Raw genomic sequence first — 17,835 nt, forward strand, 5'->3', positions numbered from 1 at the left:
GTCTTGGTCACTTCACCAGACATTGAAAATCAAAAATTGTTTTTGATGTTCGATGCTGTGAGTGCCCACACAGATTGCTTGATTCAAATTTTTAAAGAGCGACGCAACAGTGTGTTGCTGCGGGAGTGGAATTCTACTCAACCGCCTTCTCGAGTCAAGCCTTATTTTCAAAGGCTTTTCGAGGTTATCGACGAGGTTGTTTGCGTTGCCGCTTGCCCTGTCGATGGAGGCGCATTATAGGGATCTGGATCACGCTTGCAAGGGTGTTTTCGAATTAAATTCGCATTTTTGGTTCAACCGTTCACTAATCACCCCAAAAGCGCATTTATCCTGCAATAACACATCCGTTTGGCGAGCTCGCTATCCTCTAGATGGCGTGGCGGTGGTAGCAGATCAAGGTTGTGGCGATTTGGTCTCTCTACATCTATATGCATGGTGATCGAGGTCACGCCTTCGGGTAACATAGCGCCCCTTTGCGATTCACACACTCTTGGGCTTTGGAGAGTTTAATGCCTTTTGCACTTGGCCAGCGTTGGATTAGTGATACAGAGACGGATCTGGGGTTGGGGACTGTCGTTGCTGTTGAAGGACGCATGGTTACCCTGTTGTTTCCGGCTACCGGTGAAAACCGCATGTATGCCAAAGAAGAGGCGCCGGTCACCCGGGTCAGCTTCAATGTGGGCGATCAGATCACCAGTCACGAAGACTGGACCATGACGGTCGAAGAAGTGCAGGAGAAAGACGGCCTGCTTATATATGTAGGTGTGCGCACCGACAATGATGAGCCCGTTGCCCTCAAGGAAGTGTTTCTCAACAACTTTATCAAGTTCAACAAGCCGCAGGATCGCCTGTTCGCCGGTCAGATCGATCGGATGTCCCGCTTCACCCTGCGCTACGAGGCGCTGGTCAACCAGCACCAGCGTCGTCGCAACCCGACTCGCGGTCTGGCCGGTGGCCGGGTCAGCCTGATCCCGCACCAGCTCTATATCGCCCACGAGGTGGGTCACCGCTACGCTCCGCGCGTACTGCTGGCTGACGAGGTGGGTCTGGGCAAGACCATCGAAGCGGGCATGATCATTCATCAGCAACTGCTCTCCGGCCGCGCCCATCGCGTACTCATTCTGCTGCCCGAAACCTTGCAGCACCAATGGCTGGTCGAAATGCTGCGCCGCTTCAACCTGCATTTCGCCCTGTTTGATGAGGAGCGCTGCATCGAGGCGTTTGCCGATGCGGAGAACCCCTTCGAGACCGAACAACTGGTGATCTGCAGCCTCGACTTCCTGCGCAAGAAGCGTCGTCGCTTCGAGCAAGTGCTGGAAGCCGAGTGGGATCTGCTGGTTGTCGACGAAGCCCACCATCTGGAGTGGAGTGAAGAGGCGCCGAGCCGTGCCTATGAGATGGTGGAAGCGCTGGCCGAACAGGTGCCGGGCGTGCTGCTGCTGACTGCGACCCCGGATCAGCTGGGTCACCAGAGCCACTTTGCTCGTCTGCGCCTGCTCGATCCCGAACGTTTCTACGACTACGAGGCCTTCCTCGCCGAGGAGCAGGCCTATGGTCAGGTCGCCAGCGCCGCACAAGAGCTGCTGGAAGGCGAGACCCTGAGCGATGAAGCCAGACAGATCCTCGCCAGCCAGCTGGAAGGGTTGGACTTGAGCGATGCAGCCGCCCGCCAGCAGGCGGTCGCCAAGCTGCTGGACCAGCACGGCACCGGCCGGGTGCTGTTCCGTAACAGCCGCGCCAATATTCAGGGCTTCCCCGAGCGTCACCTCAACGTCTACCCCATGCCGCTGCCGGAGCAGTACAAGACAGCCATCAAGGTGATGGGCATGATGGGTGGCAATGGTGGCGATCTGCAGACCCGCGCCCTGCGCTACCTCTACCCCGAGAAGATCTTCCAGCAGTTCGAAGGCGACAACGCCACCTGGACCCAGTTTGACCCGCGCGTCGAATGGTTGCTGGAGCTGCTGCTCTCAGCCCGTCAGCAGAAGGTGCTGGTGATCTGCTCCGAAGCGGCGACTGCCATCGCGCTGGAAGAGGCGCTGCGTACCCGTGAAGGGATCCGTGGTGCCGTGTTCCACGAAGGGATGTCGATCCTCGAGCGGGACAAGGCCTCCGCCTATTTCGCCCAGCAAGAGGGTGGCGCCCAGGTGCTGCTCTGCTCCGAGATCGGTTCAGAGGGTCGCAACTTCCAGTTTGCCAGCCATCTGGTGCTGTTCGATCTGCCCCTCAACCCGGATCTGCTGGAGCAGCGTATCGGCCGACTGGATCGTATCGGTCAGCAGAATACCGTCGAGATCCACGTTCCCTATCTGGAAGGGACTGCCCAGCGCGCCCTGCAGCTCTGGTATCACGATGGTCTGGACGCGTTCGAGCAGACCTGCCCGACTGCCCGCCCGGTATTCGAAGCGGTACGTGAAGAGCTGTTCGAGCTGCTGGCCGCCAACACCGGCGATCAGGCAGCCCTCGACGCCCTGCTGGTCAAGACCCGCGAACTGCACGAGCCGCTCAAGGCTCGGCTGGAGCAGGGCCGCGATCGCCTGCTGGAGATCCACTCCAGCGGTGGCGCCGCCGCCCAGCAGTTGGTCGACAAGCTGGCCGCCGAAGATGACGACACCGGCATGATCTCCTTCGCTCTCAAGATGTTCGACGAGATCGGCGTCAATCAGGACGACAGAGGTGAGAACGCGCTGGTGCTGACCCCCGGGGATCACATGCTGGTCTCCAGCTTCCCGGGCCTGCCGCAAGACGGCATGACCATCACCTTCGATCGCAACACTGCCCTGTCGCGGGATGACATGGCGCTGCTCTCCTGGGATCACCCCATGATGCGCGGCGGTATCGACCTGATCCTGGGCTCCGAGATCGGTGCCACCTCGGTCGCACTGCTCAAGAACAAGGCACTGCCCATCGGCTCCATCCTGCTTGAGCTGATCTTCGTTGCCGAGTCTGCGGCCCATCCCCAGCTCTACCGCTTCATGCCGCCGACACCGATCCGTCTGCTGATGGACAAGAATGGCCAGAATCTGGGTGAGAAAGTGGCGTTCGATGCCTTCAACCGCCAGCTGACGCCGGTCAATCGCCACCTCGGCAGCAAGCTCGTGACTGCATCCCAACCGGTGATCCACGGTCTGATTGGCCAGGGCCAGGCCATTGCCGAAGAGCTGAAAGCCGGGATTGTCGACAAGGCCCGCGCCCAGATGGCGCAGACCCTGCAGCAGGATCTGGATCGTCTGGAAGTGCTCAAGGCAGTCAACCCGAACGTGCGCGACAGCGAACTGGATTATCTGCGCAATCTGCAGGCAGAATTGCACCACCTGATCGATCAGACCCAACTCAAGCTGGATGCCATCCGCTTTATCGTGGTCACCCATAACTGACAAGGTACCGACCGACAGCGGCCAGACCCAGCTCAAACTGGATACCCAAGGCCGCTTTGTCGTGGTTACCCATAACTGATGGGGGCTTGCCCCCACCTTCTGATGCGAGACATTTATGTTTGAATACTCACCGCCTCTGGAACCCTGGCTCGATATCCTGTTCAAGGACAAGGACATCATGGTGGTCAACAAGCCCACTGGCCTGCTAAGCGTCCCCGGGCGCGGCCCCGAGAATGAAGACAGCGTCCTGCATCGGGTGAAACAACAGCACCCCAAGGCGGCGGCAGCTCATCGCCTCGACATGTCCACCACTGGCGTCATCGTCATTCCTCTCAATCCCAACTCTCATCGGGAGCTGAGTCGGCAATTTCGCGAGCGGGAGACCGAGAAGCACTACATCGCCTGGGTGTGGGGTGAGCCGGAGGCAGAGTCGGGTCAGGTAGATCTACCGCTCTGCGTCGACTGGCCCAACCGCCCGAAACAGAAAGTTGACCACGAAGAGGGGCGTCACGCCCTGACCCTGTGGCAGAAACTGAAGGTGGAGAACGGCAACAGTCTGATCAAGTTGACCCCCATCACAGGTCGCTCGCACCAGTTGCGCGTCCATATGCTGGAGCTGGGGCACCCGATCCTGGGTGACAACCTCTATGCCCATCCGGATGCGCTGGCGGCTGCGCCCCATCTCTACCTGCATGCGGCCATGTTGACCATCAGCCACCCCCGCAGTGGCGAGCGGATGACCTTCGAGGCGCCGGCTCCTTTCCCGGTCTGATCCCGCAAATCGCAGAGATAAAAAAGCCCCCATCGCGAGATGGGGGCTTTTTCATTAGGGTCAGACGCGAATATCGATCTTGCTTCCCAGAGAAGCGTTGGCCGATGTCGGTGCAACCGGCGCTGATTGCGCTGCGTTTTGCAGCAGCTTCAGCGCAGCTTCGCCCTCTTGGGTCTGCTGTTTCTTGGCCAGACTGGCCGTCATCAGAGCAGAACCAAACGACGCATTTGCAGAACTTGATATATCCATAGGGTTCCTCCTGCACTCAACAGTATCGACCAAGCGGCCCCGAACATAAGCACTGAATGCAAAACAATCTGAAAGTCGCTTTTCTATCAATCAGATAGCAATAGCGTTCATGGTCCCTGTTCACCGCTGGATGACGCCTTCAAGCTCCTGTGCCGTCATCGGCCGAAGCACCTTGCAAGGGTTGCCAGCCGCCACCACGTTGGCGGGCACATCTTTGGTCACCACCGAACCGGCACCGATGACGCTGTTGTCACCGATGGTGACGCCGGGGCAGATGACGACGCTGCCGCCAATCCAGACGTTGTGACCGATCCGCACCGGCTTGCCGAACTCGACACCCTTGATACGTGGCACCACCGCCACCGGGTGAGCGGCGGTGTAGATCTGCACCCCGGGCGCCAGCAGCACGTTGTCGCCGATGTGCACCTCGCAGACGTCGAGGATGGTGCAGCCTACGTTGGCGTAGAAGTTCTCGCCGACGAAGATGTTGGCACCATAGTCGCAGAAGAATGGCGGATTGATGGCACACTCCTGGCCGCGGCCACCGAGCAGCTCGTGCAGCAAAGCATCCCGCGCTGGTTTCTCCTGCCAGCAGGTGTTGAAGGTGTGATAAAGCCTTCGGCAGCGCTCACGTGCCGCTTTGAGCTCGGGGTCAGCCGCGTCATAGGGCTTCCCCGCAGCCATCTTCTGCCACTCGGTACCGCGCACCACCTTCTCCATTACCTACTCCATCAGCCAGATCAGGGATTCATAAGGGCGCAGCATACCCGATTGCGGTTGGGCCGGGCTATCCGGGTAGTTGCCGAGCAGCAGCCGACCTTGCCCACTTTGCAGCTCGGCAGGCAAGGCAAACTCCACCGGCTCGCCGTAGAAGTTGCTCACCACCAGCAGGGTCTGACCGTTGGCACGGCGGGCATAGGCCCAGATCTGCGGGTGCCCGGCCAGTAGCTCCTGATAATCCCCCACAGTGAAGATGGGGTGCGCCTTGCGAATGGCGATGAGATCCCGATAGTGCCAGAACACCGAGTGCTGGTCGGCCAGCGCCGCCTCGGCGTTGATCTCGGGATAGTTGGCAGCAGGCTTGAGCCAGGGCGTCCCGCTGGTGAAACCTGCATTGGCCGCTGCGCTCCACTGCATCGGGGTGCGCGAGTTGTCGCGGGACTTGGCACCGAGAATGGCGAGGATCTCGGCCTCGCTCATCCCTTCCGCCTGCTTGATGGCGAAGATGTTGCGGCTCTCCACATCCTGATAGTCATCGATGCGCTGATAGCCGGGGTTGGTCATGCCAATCTCCTCCCCCTGATAGATGTAGGGGGTGCCTTGCAGACCGTGCAGCGTGCTGGCCAGCATCTTGGCGGCCACGACTCTATGCTCGCCCTCATCGCCGAAACGGGAGACGATGCGTGGCTGATCGTGGTTACACCAGAACAGCGCCGACCACCCCTTGCCGTGCATGCCGGTCTGCCAGTGGCTGAAGATGTGCTTGAGTCCGAGGAAATCGAACGGCGCCTTGGTCCACTTGTCGCCGTTGGGGTAATCCACCTTCAGATGGTGGAAGTTGAACACCATGGAGAGCTCGGAGCCATCGAGGGCGCCATAGCGCTGGCAGTGCTCCAGCGAAGTAGAGGACATCTCCCCCACCGTCATGGCGCCGACAGGAGCAAACACGTCGCGGCTCACGTCCTGCAAAAATTCGTGGATGCGCGGTCCGTCGGTATAGAAGCGGCGGCCATCGCTAATCTCGTCGTTCGGGAACGTCTGATCCTTTGAGATAAGGTTGATGACGTCGAGGCGGAAACCGTCCACCCCCTTCTTGGCCCAGAAGTGGATGATATTTTTCACCTCGGCGCGCACCGCCGGATTTTCCCAGTTGAGATCCGCCTGCTCGCGGGCAAACAGGTGCAGGTAGTACTGACCGGTGGCAGAGTCCAGCTCCCAGGCGCTGCCGCCAAACTTGGATTGCCAGTTGTTGGGCACGCCGCCATCCACCGGATCGCGCCAGATGTAGTAGTCGCGGTAGGGGCTGTTTTTATCCCCCAGCGCCGACTTGAACCAGGCGTGCTCGGTGGAGGTGTGGTTGACCACTATATCCATCACGATGCGGATATCGCGCGCGTGGGCGGCGGCCAGCAGCGCCTCGAAATCAGCCATGGTGCCGTAGGCGGGATCGATGGCGTAGTAGTCGGCGATGTCGTAGCCGTTGTCCACCTGCGGGGAGACGTAAACCGGGGTCAGCCAGAGGGCATCGACGCCCAAGGTCTTGAGATAGTCGAGGCGGGCCATGATCCCCTTGAGATCGCCGGTGCCACGGGCAGCGGAATCCTGAAAGCTCTTGGGGTAAATCTGGTAAATCACGGCGCTCTGCCACCAGGGTGTTTGGCTCATGGGTCTTTCTCTTGTCTCGAATAGAAAATGGAGAGGGCGACCCGCGGGTCGCCCTGATAAGCAGTGTCAGGCGCTGGCTTGGGCCAACTTGCCTGCGGCTTGCTGGCGTTTGTAGACCAGCAGGGTCAGCACCACCGGCACCACGATGGCGACCAGCATGGCGATGGCAAACACCGCCCAGTATTGCGGCTGGATGGAGAGGATGCCCGGCAGGCCCCCTACCCCGATGCCGTTGGCCATCACCCCGGCAAAGCCACAGATGAGGGCCGCTAGGCTGGAGCCCACCATGGCGCACAGCATGGGGAACTTGTACTTGAGGTTGATACCGTACATGGCCGGCTCGGTCACCCCGAGGTAGGCGGAAATGGCGGCTGGCACGGAAATCTCCCGCTCGTTCTCCTTGCGGCTAATCAGAATGATGCCAACGACCGCAGACGCCTGCGCAATGTTGGAGAGCGCGATCAGCGGCCAGATCGGGGTGCCACCCATGCTCTGCATCAGCTGCAGATCCACCGCGTTGGTGGTGTGGTGGATGCCGGTGATGACCAGCGGTGCGTAGAGGAAACCGAACAGGGCGGCGCCGATAGGAGCGAAGGAGCCGGTCATGGCAGCCTTGGCAGCGAAACCGACACCATCACCAATCCAGCGACCGAACGGGCCGATAAAGGCGTGAGCCACGATCACTGCCAGCAGCAGCGAGACAAACGGCACAATCACCAGATAGAGATAGGCCGGAATGATCCGCTTGAGGTTGGTCTCAACCCAGGCGAGGAAGACACCCGCCAGCAGCGCCGGAATGACCTGGGCCTGATAACCCACCTTCTGGATCACGAACAGGCCGAAGTCCCACACCTCGGGAGTCTGCTGACCAATGCCGTAGGCGTTCATCAACTGCGGTGACACCAGCGTCACCCCCAGCACAATACCGAGGATCTCGGAGCCACCCATCTTCTTCACTGCAGACCAGCAAACACCGACCGGCAGGAAGTGGAAAATCGCCTCGCCCAACAGCCAGAGGAAGGCGTGTACCTGAGCCCAGAATTGGCTGATCTCGGTGAGGGTGTGAGTGCCATCGTCAAACATCTTGATGTCGCCGATGACGTTGCGAAAGCCCAGGATCAGACCGCCGGTGATGATGGCGGGCAGCAACGGTACGAAGATCTCCGCCAGATGGGAGATGCCCCGCTCCAGCGGGTTCATGTTCTGGCGGGCCGCCTGCTTGGCGGTCTCCTTGCTGCCACCGCTGACGCCGAGCTGTTCGGTCAGCTCCTTGTACCACTGCTCTACCTCGTTACCGATCACCACCTGGAACTGACCGCCCTGGGTGAAGCTTCCCTTCACCGCCGGGATGGTTTCGATAGCCTTGCTGTCGGCCTTGGCCGGATCGTTCAGGACGAAGCGCAACCGGGTCAGGCAGTGGCTGACGGTGGCGATGTTCTCCTTGCCGCCGATCTTGTCGATCAGGGTGGCAAGCTGCTGTGCGTTGATCTTGGACATGGGTCTTCCCTCTGTGACGCCATTGAATAGTGGTCTGTATCGCCCTTTTGAGCCAGTCTGTCGGCCGGAGCGTTTTTGGTATCGTTCCCATTTAGCATGCCGACAATCTGGCCAGATCGAAATGGGAACGTTCCCAATTCGTGGTCAGCATCACAAAAAGCGCACTTTTTGTTCAGTCGGAAGTGATGGGGCTCACAGGGTTCGGCAGGGAGCGATTGTCACCAACGGAGGCTGAGCCTGCTCAATCTGGCCGAGCAGCTGACGCGCCGCCTGCTCGCCCGCCCCCTTGTAGCCGAGATCGAGACTGAGGGCGTTGGGGAAGAGGAAGCTGAGCATGGGGTTATTGCCAAGGCCGGTCACCAGCACCTCGCTACGCCCTTGTTCTTGCAGGTATTTTGCCGCACCTATGGCGAGGGTGTCGCTGGCGCAGACCAGCGCCTGGGTGGTGGGAGTAAGCAGCTCGGCAGCCAGCCGGTAGCCGCTCTGCAAGCTGAGATCGCCGAGGGCGCTGCGCGGGCACAACCCCTGCTCTGCGCAGTAAGCAAGATAGGCATCCAGGCGGCGCTGGCCGGTGGTGAGATCCGAGGCATCCACCCCCAGATAAGCGATGTCGCAGGCGCCACGGCTTGCCAGTTGCGCCAGCATGGTGCGCACCGCACCGGCGTCGTCAAAGCAGACCGAGGAGAAACCGGGATATTCACGGGCGACCAGCACCAGCTTCTCTTTCAGCGGCGCCATGGCGGCATAGTCCAAGTCATTGAAGGCGAACAGGATAATGCCATCCACCCCGCGCCGCTCCAGCACCGCCAGATGCTCCTGTACCTTGGCGGGGGAGAACTTGCTCTCCATCAGCACGGCATCGTAGCCGCGCTGGTAGAGGGTCTCCAGCATGCCGCGCACCGCCTGATTCTCCGAGCTGGAGTCGAGCCGCGAGACGATGATCCCCACCACCTGCTGGCTCTGGCTGCGCATGGCACGCGCCGACTTGCTCGGCACGAAGCCGTGCTCGGCGATGATCTGCTCCACCCGCTCGCGGGTCTCCTGCTTCACCTTGGGATCCTGATTGAGCACCCGGGAGACGGTCGACTTGCCGACGCCACTCAGTCTGGCGATATCGAGGATGGTCAGTTTCTTGTCCATGAATTGGCTCACAGGGGCTAGGCGGTGGAATTGCCCACATTGTTGTGATTAACCCCTGTGAATACAAGCCCATGGCGTTAGAATGCCCTTTTGCCCCGCCGTCAGGGTGTGTGGGCACAGCACAGGATGCCCACCATGGATCTGCTGGCCAGTCTGCTCTTCTCCCTCTCCATCACAGGCCCCATCTGCGTGATCCTGCTGCTCGGCATCTGGCTCAAACGGCTGGGGCTGCTGCCGGAGCCCTTCACCGAATCCGCCTCCCGGCTGGTGTTTCAGGTCACCCTGCCCGCCCTGCTCTTTCTCAGCATTCTGGGCACCAACTTCGCCACCATGCCGAGCCCCTGGTTTATCGGTTACGGCCTGCTCGCCACCATCGCCAGCTATCTGGTGCTGGAGCTGCTGGCGGGGCGCTTTATCGGCGAGCAGCGACTGCGCGGCATCTTCGTGCAGGGGAGCTTTCGAGGCAACAGCGCCATCATAGGGCTCGCCTACGTGCAAAACGCCTATGGCCACGAGGGGCTGGGGGCGGCAGCGCTCTACGTCGGCGCGGTCACCGTGCTCTACAACATCCTCGCGGTCATCACCCTCACCCGCAGCCTCGGCGGGGCGACCGGCATTCGCCCCATCCTGCTCGGCATCATCAAGAATCCGCTCATCATCGCCATCGTGGCGGCCCTGCCGTTTACCCTGCTCGGCATCAAGATGCCGCAGCTGCTGCTCACCACTGGCGGCTACTTCGCCAACATGACGTTGCCGCTGGCGTTGCTCTGCACCGGCGCCTCCCTCAGTCTCGGCGCCCTGCGCGGCGGGGCGGCGCTGACCGGCTGGGCCAGCGTGATGCGGCTCTGCCTCATTCCAGCGGTGTTCACTCTGGGGGCGGCCCTGCTCGGCTTCAGCCATCTGGAGCTCGGCATCCTGTTTCTTATCAGCGCTACCCCGACTGCCGCCGCCAGCTATGTGATGACCCGCGCCATGGGGGGCGACAGCGTGCTGGCAGCAAACATCATCGCCACCACCACCCTAGGTTCGCTGGTCACTACCAGCCTCGGGGCGACTCTGATGAATTATCTCGGTCTTATGTACTGACCCTGCCCGAGGAAACTGCCAACCTCATCGCCACCACGAACCTTGGCTCCCATACACCGGCAGGGAGCCATCCTGATGAACTATCTGGGTCTTATGTACTGACGGCTTGACCTTGCCGGAGGCGGCAGCTTTAGGCTGGCGCTCATCAACAAAGGAGATATCCCATGACCATCGAACTCACAGTGTCCGGCATGTCCTGTGGTGGCTGCGCCGCCAGTCTGCAAAAAGCGCTGCTGGCCCAGCCTGCGGTCACCACCGCAACCGTCGATTTCGCCAGCAGCAAGGCCGTCATTGAGAGCGAGCTGAGCAAGGCCGAGCTGATCGCCCTGATCGAAGCCAAGGGTTTCTCTGCGAGTTAAATTATCTCCATAGAGGTATAAAACGGGTTAAAAATCTGTACTCACCTGTCTTTTGGTGAGTTTTATCACAGACCCGGGTTATTAAACGGGCAAACTTGCTGCGATTATTCCAACCACAAGGATTTGCAGCATGACCCTACCGATCCGCAAGACCCTGCTCGCCGTCGTCGTCGGCCTGACCCTCTCCCCCATGGCAATGGCCCTGCCCAACGTCCATATTCTGGCAACCGGCGGCACCATTGCCGGAGCTGGCCAGTCCGCTACCCAGTCCAACTACGAGGCTGGCAAGGTGGCCATCGAAACCCTGATCGCCGCCGTGCCCGAGATGAAGAACGTGGCCGATGTGCAGGGTGAGCAGGTGGTGAAGATCGGCTCCCAGGACATGAACGACGAGGTGTGGCTCAAGCTGGCCAAACGGGTCAACGAGCTGCTGGCCAAGGATGACGTGGATGGCATTGTCATCACCCACGGCACCGACACCATGGAAGAGACCGCCTACTTCCTCAATCTGACCGTCAAGAGCGACAAGCCGGTGGTACTGGTTGGCGCCATGCGCCCCTCCACCGCCATGAGTGCTGATGGCCCGCTCAACCTCTACAACGCCGTGGTGACCGCCTCCGACCCCGCCTCCAAGGGACGTGGCGTCATGGTGGCGATGAACGACACAGTGCTGGATGCCCGTGACGTCACCAAGACCAACACCACCGGGGTGCAGACCTTCGCCTCCCCCAACTTCGGCCCGCTGGGTTACATCCACAACGGCAAGATCGACTACCAGCGCAGCCCGGCTCGCCTGCACACCAGCAAGACGCCGTTTGACGTGAGCAAGCTCGACAAGCTGCCGCAAGTGGGCATCGTCTACAGCTATGCCAACGCCACCGATCTGCCGGCCAAGGCGATGGTGAACGCCAAGTTCGATGGTATCGTCAGTGCCGGGGTGGGTAACGGCAACCTCTACCATACCCTGTTCGATACCCTGGCTCAGGCGAGCAAGGATGGTATCCGCGTGGTGCGCTCCGCCCGCGTCCCGACCGGCGCCACCACCCTGGATGCCGAAATCGATGATGCCAAGTACGGCTTCGTGGCCTCCGGCACTCTCAACCCGCAGAAAGCGCGGGTGCTGCTGATGCTCTCTCTGACCCAGAGCAAGGATCCGGCCCAGATCCAGCGCTGGTTCCAGCAGTTCTGATAAGGCGTTTCTGAACTGAGATGAGCAAGGGCGGGACTTCCCGCCCTTTTCCATCCTGCCATGCCACCTCGCCAAGCTCCCTCTTCGTCCATGACGCCGTTTGACGGAGTCGACCTTCCCTTTTCCGGCCATCTTTTTCAGCCACCGCAGAGCGCTGTCATCAAATTAGCGAGCCGGATCACCCGCTTTCACAAGCGCATAGCCGCCAAATTCATTACACTGCCAGCGATCTTATCCACTCAAGGAGTGCTGTTGCTGTATGGAAATATTGATCCTGCTGGGATTGATTTTGCTTAATGGCGTCTTCGCCATGTCAGAAATCGCCATCGTCACCGCACGCAAGGCTCGCCTCGGCAAGCTTGCCTCTGAAGGCAACCGCTCCGCAGCCATTGCCCTCAAACTTGGCGAAGACCCGACCCATTTTCTCTCCGCCGTCCAGATAGGCATTACCAGCATAGGTCTGCTCAACGGTATCTACGGGGAATCCCTGCTGGCCCAGCCCTTCTCCCTCTGGTTGCAGGAGTGGGGGCTCCCCGCCAAGAGCAGTGGACTTATCGCTACCATCATCGTGGTGGTGGTGGTTACTTACCTCTCCATCGTGGTGGGGGAGCTGGTGCCCAAGCGGCTTGGCCAGCTCAATGCCGAGCGCATCGCCTGTCTGGTGGCCCGCCCCATGCACTGGCTCGCCACCCTGACCCGCCCCTTCGTCTGGCTGCTGTCGGCCTCTACCAATGCCAGCCTGCGGCTGCTGCGGGTCAACCAGAATGGCAGCGCCAACGTCACCGAGGAGGAGATCCACGCCATGCTGGTGGAAGGATCGGAAGCCGGGGTAATCGAGGATCATGAACACACCATGCTACGCAACGTCTTCCGTCTCGACGAGCGCAGCCTCTCCTCCCTGATGGTGCCGCGCAGCGATATCCGCTATCTGGATCTGGCTCTGCCGCTGGAGACCAACCTGCAGCGGCTGGTGGAGTATCGCCACAGCTATTTTCCGGTCTGCGACGGCAACCTGTCAGAATTGGTGGGTATCATCAATGTCAGCAAGGTGCTGCACGCCTATATCAAGGGGGAGCCCATCGACCTGGCTGCCCTGACCCAGGAGGGCAGCCTGCTGCCCGAGACCCTCAACGGCGTCGAGCTGCTCAACCACTTCCGCACCCACAGCGAACAGATGGCGCTGGTGGTGGACGAATATGGCGAGCTGCAGGGGCTGGTCACCCAGCAGGATCTGCTGGAGGCGCTGGCGGGGGATTTCCAGCAGGAGGATGGCGAGGACAACTGGGCCTTCAGGCGCGCCGACGGCAGCTGGCTGCTCGACGGCCTCATTCCGCTGCCGGAGTTGAAGGACTGTCTGGAGCTGGTTCGTCTGCCAGAAGAAGAAAAACATCACTATCACACCCTCGGAGGGCTTATCATGCTGCTCCTTGGTCGTGTTCCACAAACCGGAGACCTGGTGACACTGGAACAGTGGCAACTGGAAATTGTTGACATGGATGGCCTGCGCATCGACAAGGTGCTCGCCATGCCCTTGACCGATCAACCCAGCTAACCTGCGGAGTTTGCAAGTATGGAGCAGTTTTACCAACTGGCTCACGCCTTTATGAATCACGATCTGAACACACTTTCCGATCCCAAGATGGCCTTCATGATCTGTGGTGTGATTCTGACGTTTCTGGTACTGGAAAACGGATTCATCCCTACCGCCTTTCTGCCCGGTGACAGCCTGCTGATCCTCACCGGCGTACTCATCTATCAGGATGTGTTGTCTCTCGGGGTGATCCCCCTGTTGATCATGGCTACCTTTGTCGGCACCTGGCTCGGTTACATGCAGGGGCGCTTTCTCGGCCACACCCAGCTCTACCATCGGCTGATGTCCCACGTGGAAGAGCGACACCAGCAGAAGGTCTACCACCTGCTGGACAAGTACGGGATCATCACCCTGATCACCGCGCGCTATATCGCCTTCGTGCGCACAGCCTACCCCTATATCGTGGGTGCCACCGAACTGCCCCAGGGGCGCTTCCTCATCGTCAATCTGATCAGCTCCATCATGTGGATCTGCCCGCTAGTCGGGTTTGGCTACTACCTGAGCCACACCAAGCTGGCAGCCGAATACCAGACCCAGTTCTTCAACATCATCATCTATCTGCCAGTGGCCCTGCTGGTGGGTGGCATGGTGGCGCTGGTCTGGCGCTGGATCAGCAAACGCAGGGCCGCGCAGCCGCGGGATTGACCCCTCGCCCAACGCCCGACCCGAAAGCCCTCGCCAGAGGGCTTTTTTGATCGCTTATTTTGCGCAAATAGCAGAAATAGTCCCGCTCGGCCCTTGTAAAGCCGGGGTAAAAATGAGTGAATCTAGCGCCTTTTTTTGGATGGGAACGGAGTCGGTTGTATGTGGTGTCGGATTCGCGCAGCAGCGCTGGTTGTCGGGTTGATGGGAATACTGGGATTGCCTGCGGTCAGCGCGGCACCCAACCCTGCCAAACTGGAAGTACGCTCGAGCAGCGCCCTGGTCGTGGATGTAAAAACGGGCAAGACGCTCTATCAGAAGAATGCCACTAAGGTACGTCCCATCGCCTCCCTCACCAAGCTGATGACAGCGCTGGTGGTGCTGGATGCCAAGCAGAATCTCAACCAGACCATCACGGTCGACAAGAACGATCTGGATCGGGTCAAGCACACTCACTCCCGCATCCGTATGGGCACCAAGGTGACCCGTCGCGATGCCCTGCATCTGGCGCTGATGTCCTCCGAAAACCGGATGGCCTCAGCACTGGCGCGTCACTATCCGGGCGGTCGCAGCGCCTTCGTGCGGGCCATGAACAACAAGGCCAGACAGCTGGGTATGCGAAATACCCACTTCTACGACTCCACCGGCCTCTCCACCCGCAACGTCTCTACCGCCCAGGATCTGGGCAAGCTGGCCGCCGCCGCCTATCGTCAGCCGCTGATCCGTCAGTTCACTCAGGATGAGAACCGGGAGATGCGCTTCAGCGCCCCCGCTTACAGCCTGATGTTCAACAACACCAACCCGCTGGTGAAAAACCCGGACTGGGACGTACGCCTCTCCAAGACCGGCTTCACTGACGAAGCGGGGCGCTGTCTGGTGATGCGCGCCAAACCGGATAGCCAGGAGCTCGCCATCGTGTTGCTCAACTCAGTGGGCAAACGCACCCCCATCGGCGATGCCAACCGCATTCGCAAATGGCTGAAAAGCTGAGTAAATATCTCAACACAAAAGGATGCTGCGGCATCCTTTTTTATTGCCCGCAGAACGCCTAGGCAGGCTTTGCAGGATGTTGATGAGCGAACCTTGAGTGATGATCTGCGCGGCATCTGCCGTTGCAACAGCTGGCATACAGCGCGCCTATAGATGAGGCAAAGGGTGGTGAGGCGGTGCAACGATGAGAAGAACTGTGTGCAATCACAGAAAGGGGAAGAAATGGGTACAAGAACAGCCAGGTAAACGGGCGATCTACCCGCAACAGCGCACGTGGATCCGCACCAAAAAGCTAAATATCGCCCATATAAAAACAGCCCCGACCGAAGTCGAGGCTGTCTGTATGGTGCGCCCGAGAGGATTCGAACCTCTGACCACCTGGTTCGTAGCCAGGTACTCTATCCAGCTGAGCTACGGGCGCTCATAAACTTTTGGTACTACTTGAAATATGGTGCGCCCGAGAGGATTCGAACCTCTGACCACCTGGTTCGTAGCCAGGTACTCTATCCAGCTGAGCTACGGGCGCCCTGTTTTAAAACGATAAAAAAAGCTTACTTATCAGTAAGCCTTTTCCAAGGTGTCGACTTGCTGATGGTCAACACATGACTCTTGCTTGAGTCGTAATATGGTGCGCCCGAGAGGATTCGAACCTCTGACCACCTGGTTCGTAGCCAGGTACTCTATCCAGCTGAGCTACGGGCGCAAATGGCGGAGAAGGGGGGATTCGAACCCCCGATGCGGGTATAAGCCGCATACTCCCTTAGCAGGGGAGCGCCTTCAGCCTCTCGGCCACCTCTCCGTTTGCGGGGCTGATAATACTTCACAGGGATTTTTAGTCAAACACTTTTTTGGAGAAAAAAATGCGTTCGCTCAGCATTTGGTCAAAGCGTGGAATATTCAAACAATATCGGCACTTATCCCGCAGTTTCACGCCCTGCAGGGCAATTTCAGGGGGCCGGAAAAACAAAAGGCGACACATGAGGTGTCGCCTTGTCACAGCCATGAAAGTGGCCTAGAAGCCCGGTTGGCCCGGAACTTTCTCGGCCTGGATGCGCTGGTAGATCTCTTCGCGGTGTACGGAGACCTCTTTCGGCGCGTTAACACCGATACGGACCTGGTTGCCTTTAACGCCCAGCACGGTGACAGTCACTTCATCACCAATCATCAGGGTTTCCCCAACACGACGAGTCAAAATAAGCATTCGCTTGCTCCTGTATCCTGTTTTGTTTTTATATCGATATGCGACATTATCTAACAAAGATACCGATATGGTAAATGGTTGAAACTAAATCAATCAGAGATTGTTAGCCCAAGGGCTGCTCTTGCGGTGCCTGATCCAACCCGAAAGCCGCGTGCAGGGCTCGCACCGCCAGCTCCAGATACTTCTCGTCAATCACCACAGAGATTTTGATTTCAGAGGTCGAGATCAACTGCATGTTGATCCCCTCCTCGCCCAATACCTTGAACATGGTGCGCGCAACACCGGGATGGTTCCACATGCCGACACCGACAATGGAGACCTTGGCAATCTCGCCATTTCCCTGCACGCAGGAGGCGCCAAGTTCGGTGGCGGTCTCCTCCAACAGCGCCCGGGCGCGGCGATAGTCGTCACGATTCACCGTGAAGGTGAAGTCAGCGGTGCCATCTCCCAGGGTGTTCTGCACAATCATGTCGACATCAATGTTGGCGTCGCTGATCGGATTCAGGATCTGCGCGGCAACGGTTGGTCTGTCCGGCACGCCCAGAATGGTCAGGCTGGCCTCGTTGCGGTTAAAAGCGATCCCGGATACCAGGGGAGCTTCCATCCTATCACCTCCATATGTGATTAAGGTTCCCTCTCCATCGATAAAGCTCGACAGCACCCGCAGCGGGACGCGGTACTTGCCCGCAAACTCCACCGAGCGGATCTGCAGCACCTTGGCGCCGAGACTGGCCATCTCCAGCATCTCCTCGAAGGTGATGGTGTCGAGACGACGAGCCTTGGGCTCGATGCGCGGATCCGTGGTGTATACCCCATCCACATCGGTAAAGATCTGGCACTCATCGGCCTTGATGGCCGCCGCCACGGCAACTGCCGTGGTATCCGAACCGCCGCGGCCCAGCGTCGTGATGGCGTTATGCTCGTCACGGCCCTGGAAACCGGCGATCACCACCACCTTGCCCGCAGCCAGTTCGGCATGAACCAGCTCGGTGTCGATGTGGGTGATGCGCGCCTTACCATAGGCGGAATCGGTATGAATCCGTACCTGATCGCCAGTCATCGAGACCGCCGGGCAACCGCGTTTGTTCAACGCGATGGCCAGCAGCGCTATGGTGACCTGCTCACCGGTGGAGACCAGTACATCCATCTCGCGCCGGTTGGCATCAGGATCCAGTTGCTGGGCCATGCCCAGCAACCGGTTGGTTTCGCCCGACATGGCGGAGACAACCACCACCACGTCGTGTCCCTGGGCGCGGGTCTGCTCGACCCGCTCAGCTACCGCCTCGATCCGCTCCAGTGTGCCGACCGAGGTGCCGCCGTACTTCTGTACATAGAGTGCCACAGATCACCTCGCCCG

Annotated in this window: 16 protein-coding genes and 4 tRNA genes; 9 read left to right on the forward strand and 11 right to left on the reverse strand. The window is 59.6% G+C overall.

What is annotated here, in order from left to right; all coding sequences use genetic code 11:
- From DBR30_RS21375 to rluA, 3 genes are all read left to right on the forward strand, one after another.
- The coding region (locus tag DBR30_RS21375; RefSeq protein WP_219927566.1) for a hypothetical protein at positions 1 to 240 on the forward strand (240 nt) is incomplete at its 5' end.
- Positions 241 to 509: 269 nt separating this feature from the next.
- Positions 510 to 3,377 carry an RNA polymerase-associated protein RapA gene (gene rapA / locus DBR30_RS11570; RefSeq protein ID WP_108539454.1) on the forward strand — a complete coding sequence of 956 codons (2,868 nt, stop codon included), beginning with the start codon at positions 510 to 512 and terminating at the stop codon, positions 3,375 to 3,377.
- A gap of 115 nt (positions 3,378 to 3,492) precedes the next feature.
- Positions 3,493 to 4,149, forward strand: coding sequence for a bifunctional tRNA pseudouridine(32) synthase/23S rRNA pseudouridine(746) synthase RluA (gene rluA / locus DBR30_RS11575; protein ID WP_108539457.1), 657 nt, complete (start codon positions 3,493 to 3,495; stop codon positions 4,147 to 4,149).
- A gap of 60 nt (positions 4,150 to 4,209) precedes the next feature.
- Here the strand turns inward: rluA and DBR30_RS11580 are convergent, their stop codons facing one another.
- The 5 genes from DBR30_RS11580 to treR form a co-directional block, all read right to left on the reverse strand.
- Entirely contained in the window at positions 4,210 to 4,398 is a 189-nt protein-coding gene (locus tag DBR30_RS11580; protein WP_108539459.1) for a hypothetical protein, read from the reverse strand.
- A 120-nt stretch (positions 4,399 to 4,518) separates the two neighbouring features.
- Positions 4,519 to 5,118 (reverse strand): sugar O-acetyltransferase, encoded by a 600-nt coding sequence (locus DBR30_RS11585; protein ID WP_108539462.1) that lies wholly within the window; start codon positions 5,116 to 5,118, stop codon positions 4,519 to 4,521.
- A 3-nt stretch (positions 5,119 to 5,121) separates the two neighbouring features.
- The gene (treC, locus tag DBR30_RS11590) at positions 5,122 to 6,783 is read right to left on the reverse strand and encodes an alpha,alpha-phosphotrehalase (protein WP_108539465.1); all 1,662 of its coding nucleotides are present in this window, start codon (positions 6,781 to 6,783) and stop codon (positions 5,122 to 5,124) included.
- A 66-nt stretch (positions 6,784 to 6,849) separates the two neighbouring features.
- Entirely contained in the window at positions 6,850 to 8,280 is a 1,431-nt protein-coding gene (gene treB, locus DBR30_RS11595; RefSeq protein WP_108539468.1) for a PTS trehalose transporter subunit IIBC, read from the reverse strand.
- A 192-nt stretch (positions 8,281 to 8,472) separates the two neighbouring features.
- The gene (gene treR / locus DBR30_RS11600) at positions 8,473 to 9,420 is read right to left on the reverse strand and encodes a trehalose operon repressor TreR (RefSeq protein WP_108539471.1); all 948 of its coding nucleotides are present in this window, start codon (positions 9,418 to 9,420) and stop codon (positions 8,473 to 8,475) included.
- A gap of 135 nt (positions 9,421 to 9,555) precedes the next feature.
- Here treR and DBR30_RS11605 point away from each other — a divergent pair, with 135 nt between their 5' ends.
- From DBR30_RS11605 to pbpG, 6 genes are all read left to right on the forward strand, one after another.
- Positions 9,556 to 10,506, forward strand: coding sequence for an AEC family transporter (locus DBR30_RS11605; protein WP_108539474.1), 951 nt, complete (start codon positions 9,556 to 9,558; stop codon positions 10,504 to 10,506).
- Between the two features lie 164 nt (positions 10,507 to 10,670).
- On the forward strand, positions 10,671 to 10,865 hold the full coding sequence (locus DBR30_RS11610) for a heavy-metal-associated domain-containing protein (protein ID WP_005357810.1): 195 nt from the start codon (positions 10,671 to 10,673) through the stop codon (positions 10,863 to 10,865).
- Positions 10,866 to 10,995: 130 nt separating this feature from the next.
- Complete coding sequence (ansB, locus tag DBR30_RS11615; protein ID WP_108539477.1) at positions 10,996 to 12,054, forward strand: L-asparaginase 2; 1,059 nt, start codon at positions 10,996 to 10,998, stop codon at positions 12,052 to 12,054.
- A gap of 259 nt (positions 12,055 to 12,313) precedes the next feature.
- Positions 12,314 to 13,606: a hemolysin family protein gene (locus DBR30_RS11620; protein ID WP_005336050.1), complete on the forward strand. Its 1,293-nt coding sequence runs from the start codon at positions 12,314 to 12,316 to the stop codon at positions 13,604 to 13,606.
- 18 nt (positions 13,607 to 13,624) lie between these two features.
- Complete coding sequence (locus tag DBR30_RS11625; RefSeq protein WP_005343012.1) at positions 13,625 to 14,290, forward strand: DedA family protein; 666 nt, start codon at positions 13,625 to 13,627, stop codon at positions 14,288 to 14,290.
- Between the two features lie 159 nt (positions 14,291 to 14,449).
- Positions 14,450 to 15,277 (forward strand): D-alanyl-D-alanine endopeptidase, encoded by an 828-nt coding sequence (pbpG, locus tag DBR30_RS11630; RefSeq protein ID WP_108539480.1) that lies wholly within the window; start codon positions 14,450 to 14,452, stop codon positions 15,275 to 15,277.
- 344 nt (positions 15,278 to 15,621) lie between these two features.
- Here the strand turns inward: pbpG and DBR30_RS11635 are convergent.
- From DBR30_RS11635 to DBR30_RS11660, 6 genes are all read right to left on the reverse strand, one after another.
- Positions 15,622 to 15,698 (reverse strand) — tRNA-Arg (locus tag DBR30_RS11635).
- A 28-nt stretch (positions 15,699 to 15,726) separates the two neighbouring features.
- Positions 15,727 to 15,803 (reverse strand) — tRNA-Arg (locus DBR30_RS11640).
- Positions 15,804 to 15,903: 100 nt separating this feature from the next.
- Positions 15,904 to 15,980, reverse strand: a tRNA-Arg gene (locus DBR30_RS11645).
- Between the two features lie 3 nt (positions 15,981 to 15,983).
- Positions 15,984 to 16,076: transfer RNA gene (locus tag DBR30_RS11650), tRNA-Ser, on the reverse strand.
- A gap of 213 nt (positions 16,077 to 16,289) precedes the next feature.
- Positions 16,290 to 16,478, reverse strand: a complete 189-nt coding sequence (gene csrA, locus DBR30_RS11655) for a carbon storage regulator CsrA (RefSeq protein WP_005336053.1) — start codon at positions 16,476 to 16,478, stop codon at positions 16,290 to 16,292.
- A gap of 103 nt (positions 16,479 to 16,581) precedes the next feature.
- Complete coding sequence (locus DBR30_RS11660; RefSeq protein WP_005336054.1) at positions 16,582 to 17,820, reverse strand: aspartate kinase; 1,239 nt, start codon at positions 17,818 to 17,820, stop codon at positions 16,582 to 16,584.
- Between the last annotated feature and the right edge of the window lie 15 nt (positions 17,821 to 17,835).

Source organism: Aeromonas sp. HMWF017 (assembly GCF_003061465.1).
Lineage (GTDB): Bacteria > Pseudomonadota > Gammaproteobacteria > Enterobacterales > Aeromonadaceae > Aeromonas > Aeromonas veronii.

Excerpts from the sequence above, each read along its gene's own strand:
- pbpG (WP_108539480.1), top strand. The coding sequence starts at position 14,450 with ATGTGGTGTCGGATTCGCGCAGCAGCGCTGGTTGTCGGGTTGATGGGA.
- DBR30_RS11605 (WP_108539474.1), top strand. The coding sequence starts at position 9,556 with ATGGATCTGCTGGCCAGTCTGCTCTTCTCCCTCTCCATCACAGGCCCC.
- csrA (WP_005336053.1), bottom strand. The coding sequence starts at position 16,478 with ATGCTTATTTTGACTCGTCGTGTTGGGGAAACCCTGATGATTGGTGAT.
- DBR30_RS11625 (WP_005343012.1), top strand. The coding sequence starts at position 13,625 with ATGGAGCAGTTTTACCAACTGGCTCACGCCTTTATGAATCACGATCTG.
- ansB (WP_108539477.1), top strand. The coding sequence starts at position 10,996 with ATGACCCTACCGATCCGCAAGACCCTGCTCGCCGTCGTCGTCGGCCTG.
- treR (WP_108539471.1), bottom strand. The coding sequence starts at position 9,420 with ATGGACAAGAAACTGACCATCCTCGATATCGCCAGACTGAGTGGCGTC.
- rapA (WP_108539454.1), top strand. The coding sequence starts at position 510 with ATGCCTTTTGCACTTGGCCAGCGTTGGATTAGTGATACAGAGACGGAT.
- DBR30_RS11610 (WP_005357810.1), top strand. The coding sequence starts at position 10,671 with ATGACCATCGAACTCACAGTGTCCGGCATGTCCTGTGGTGGCTGCGCC.
- treB (WP_108539468.1), bottom strand. The coding sequence starts at position 8,280 with ATGTCCAAGATCAACGCACAGCAGCTTGCCACCCTGATCGACAAGATC.
- DBR30_RS11620 (WP_005336050.1), top strand. The coding sequence starts at position 12,314 with ATGGAAATATTGATCCTGCTGGGATTGATTTTGCTTAATGGCGTCTTC.
- DBR30_RS11580 (WP_108539459.1), bottom strand. The coding sequence starts at position 4,398 with ATGGATATATCAAGTTCTGCAAATGCGTCGTTTGGTTCTGCTCTGATG.
- rluA (WP_108539457.1), top strand. The coding sequence starts at position 3,493 with ATGTTTGAATACTCACCGCCTCTGGAACCCTGGCTCGATATCCTGTTC.
- treC (WP_108539465.1), bottom strand. The coding sequence starts at position 6,783 with ATGAGCCAAACACCCTGGTGGCAGAGCGCCGTGATTTACCAGATTTAC.
- DBR30_RS11585 (WP_108539462.1), bottom strand. The coding sequence starts at position 5,118 with ATGGAGAAGGTGGTGCGCGGTACCGAGTGGCAGAAGATGGCTGCGGGG.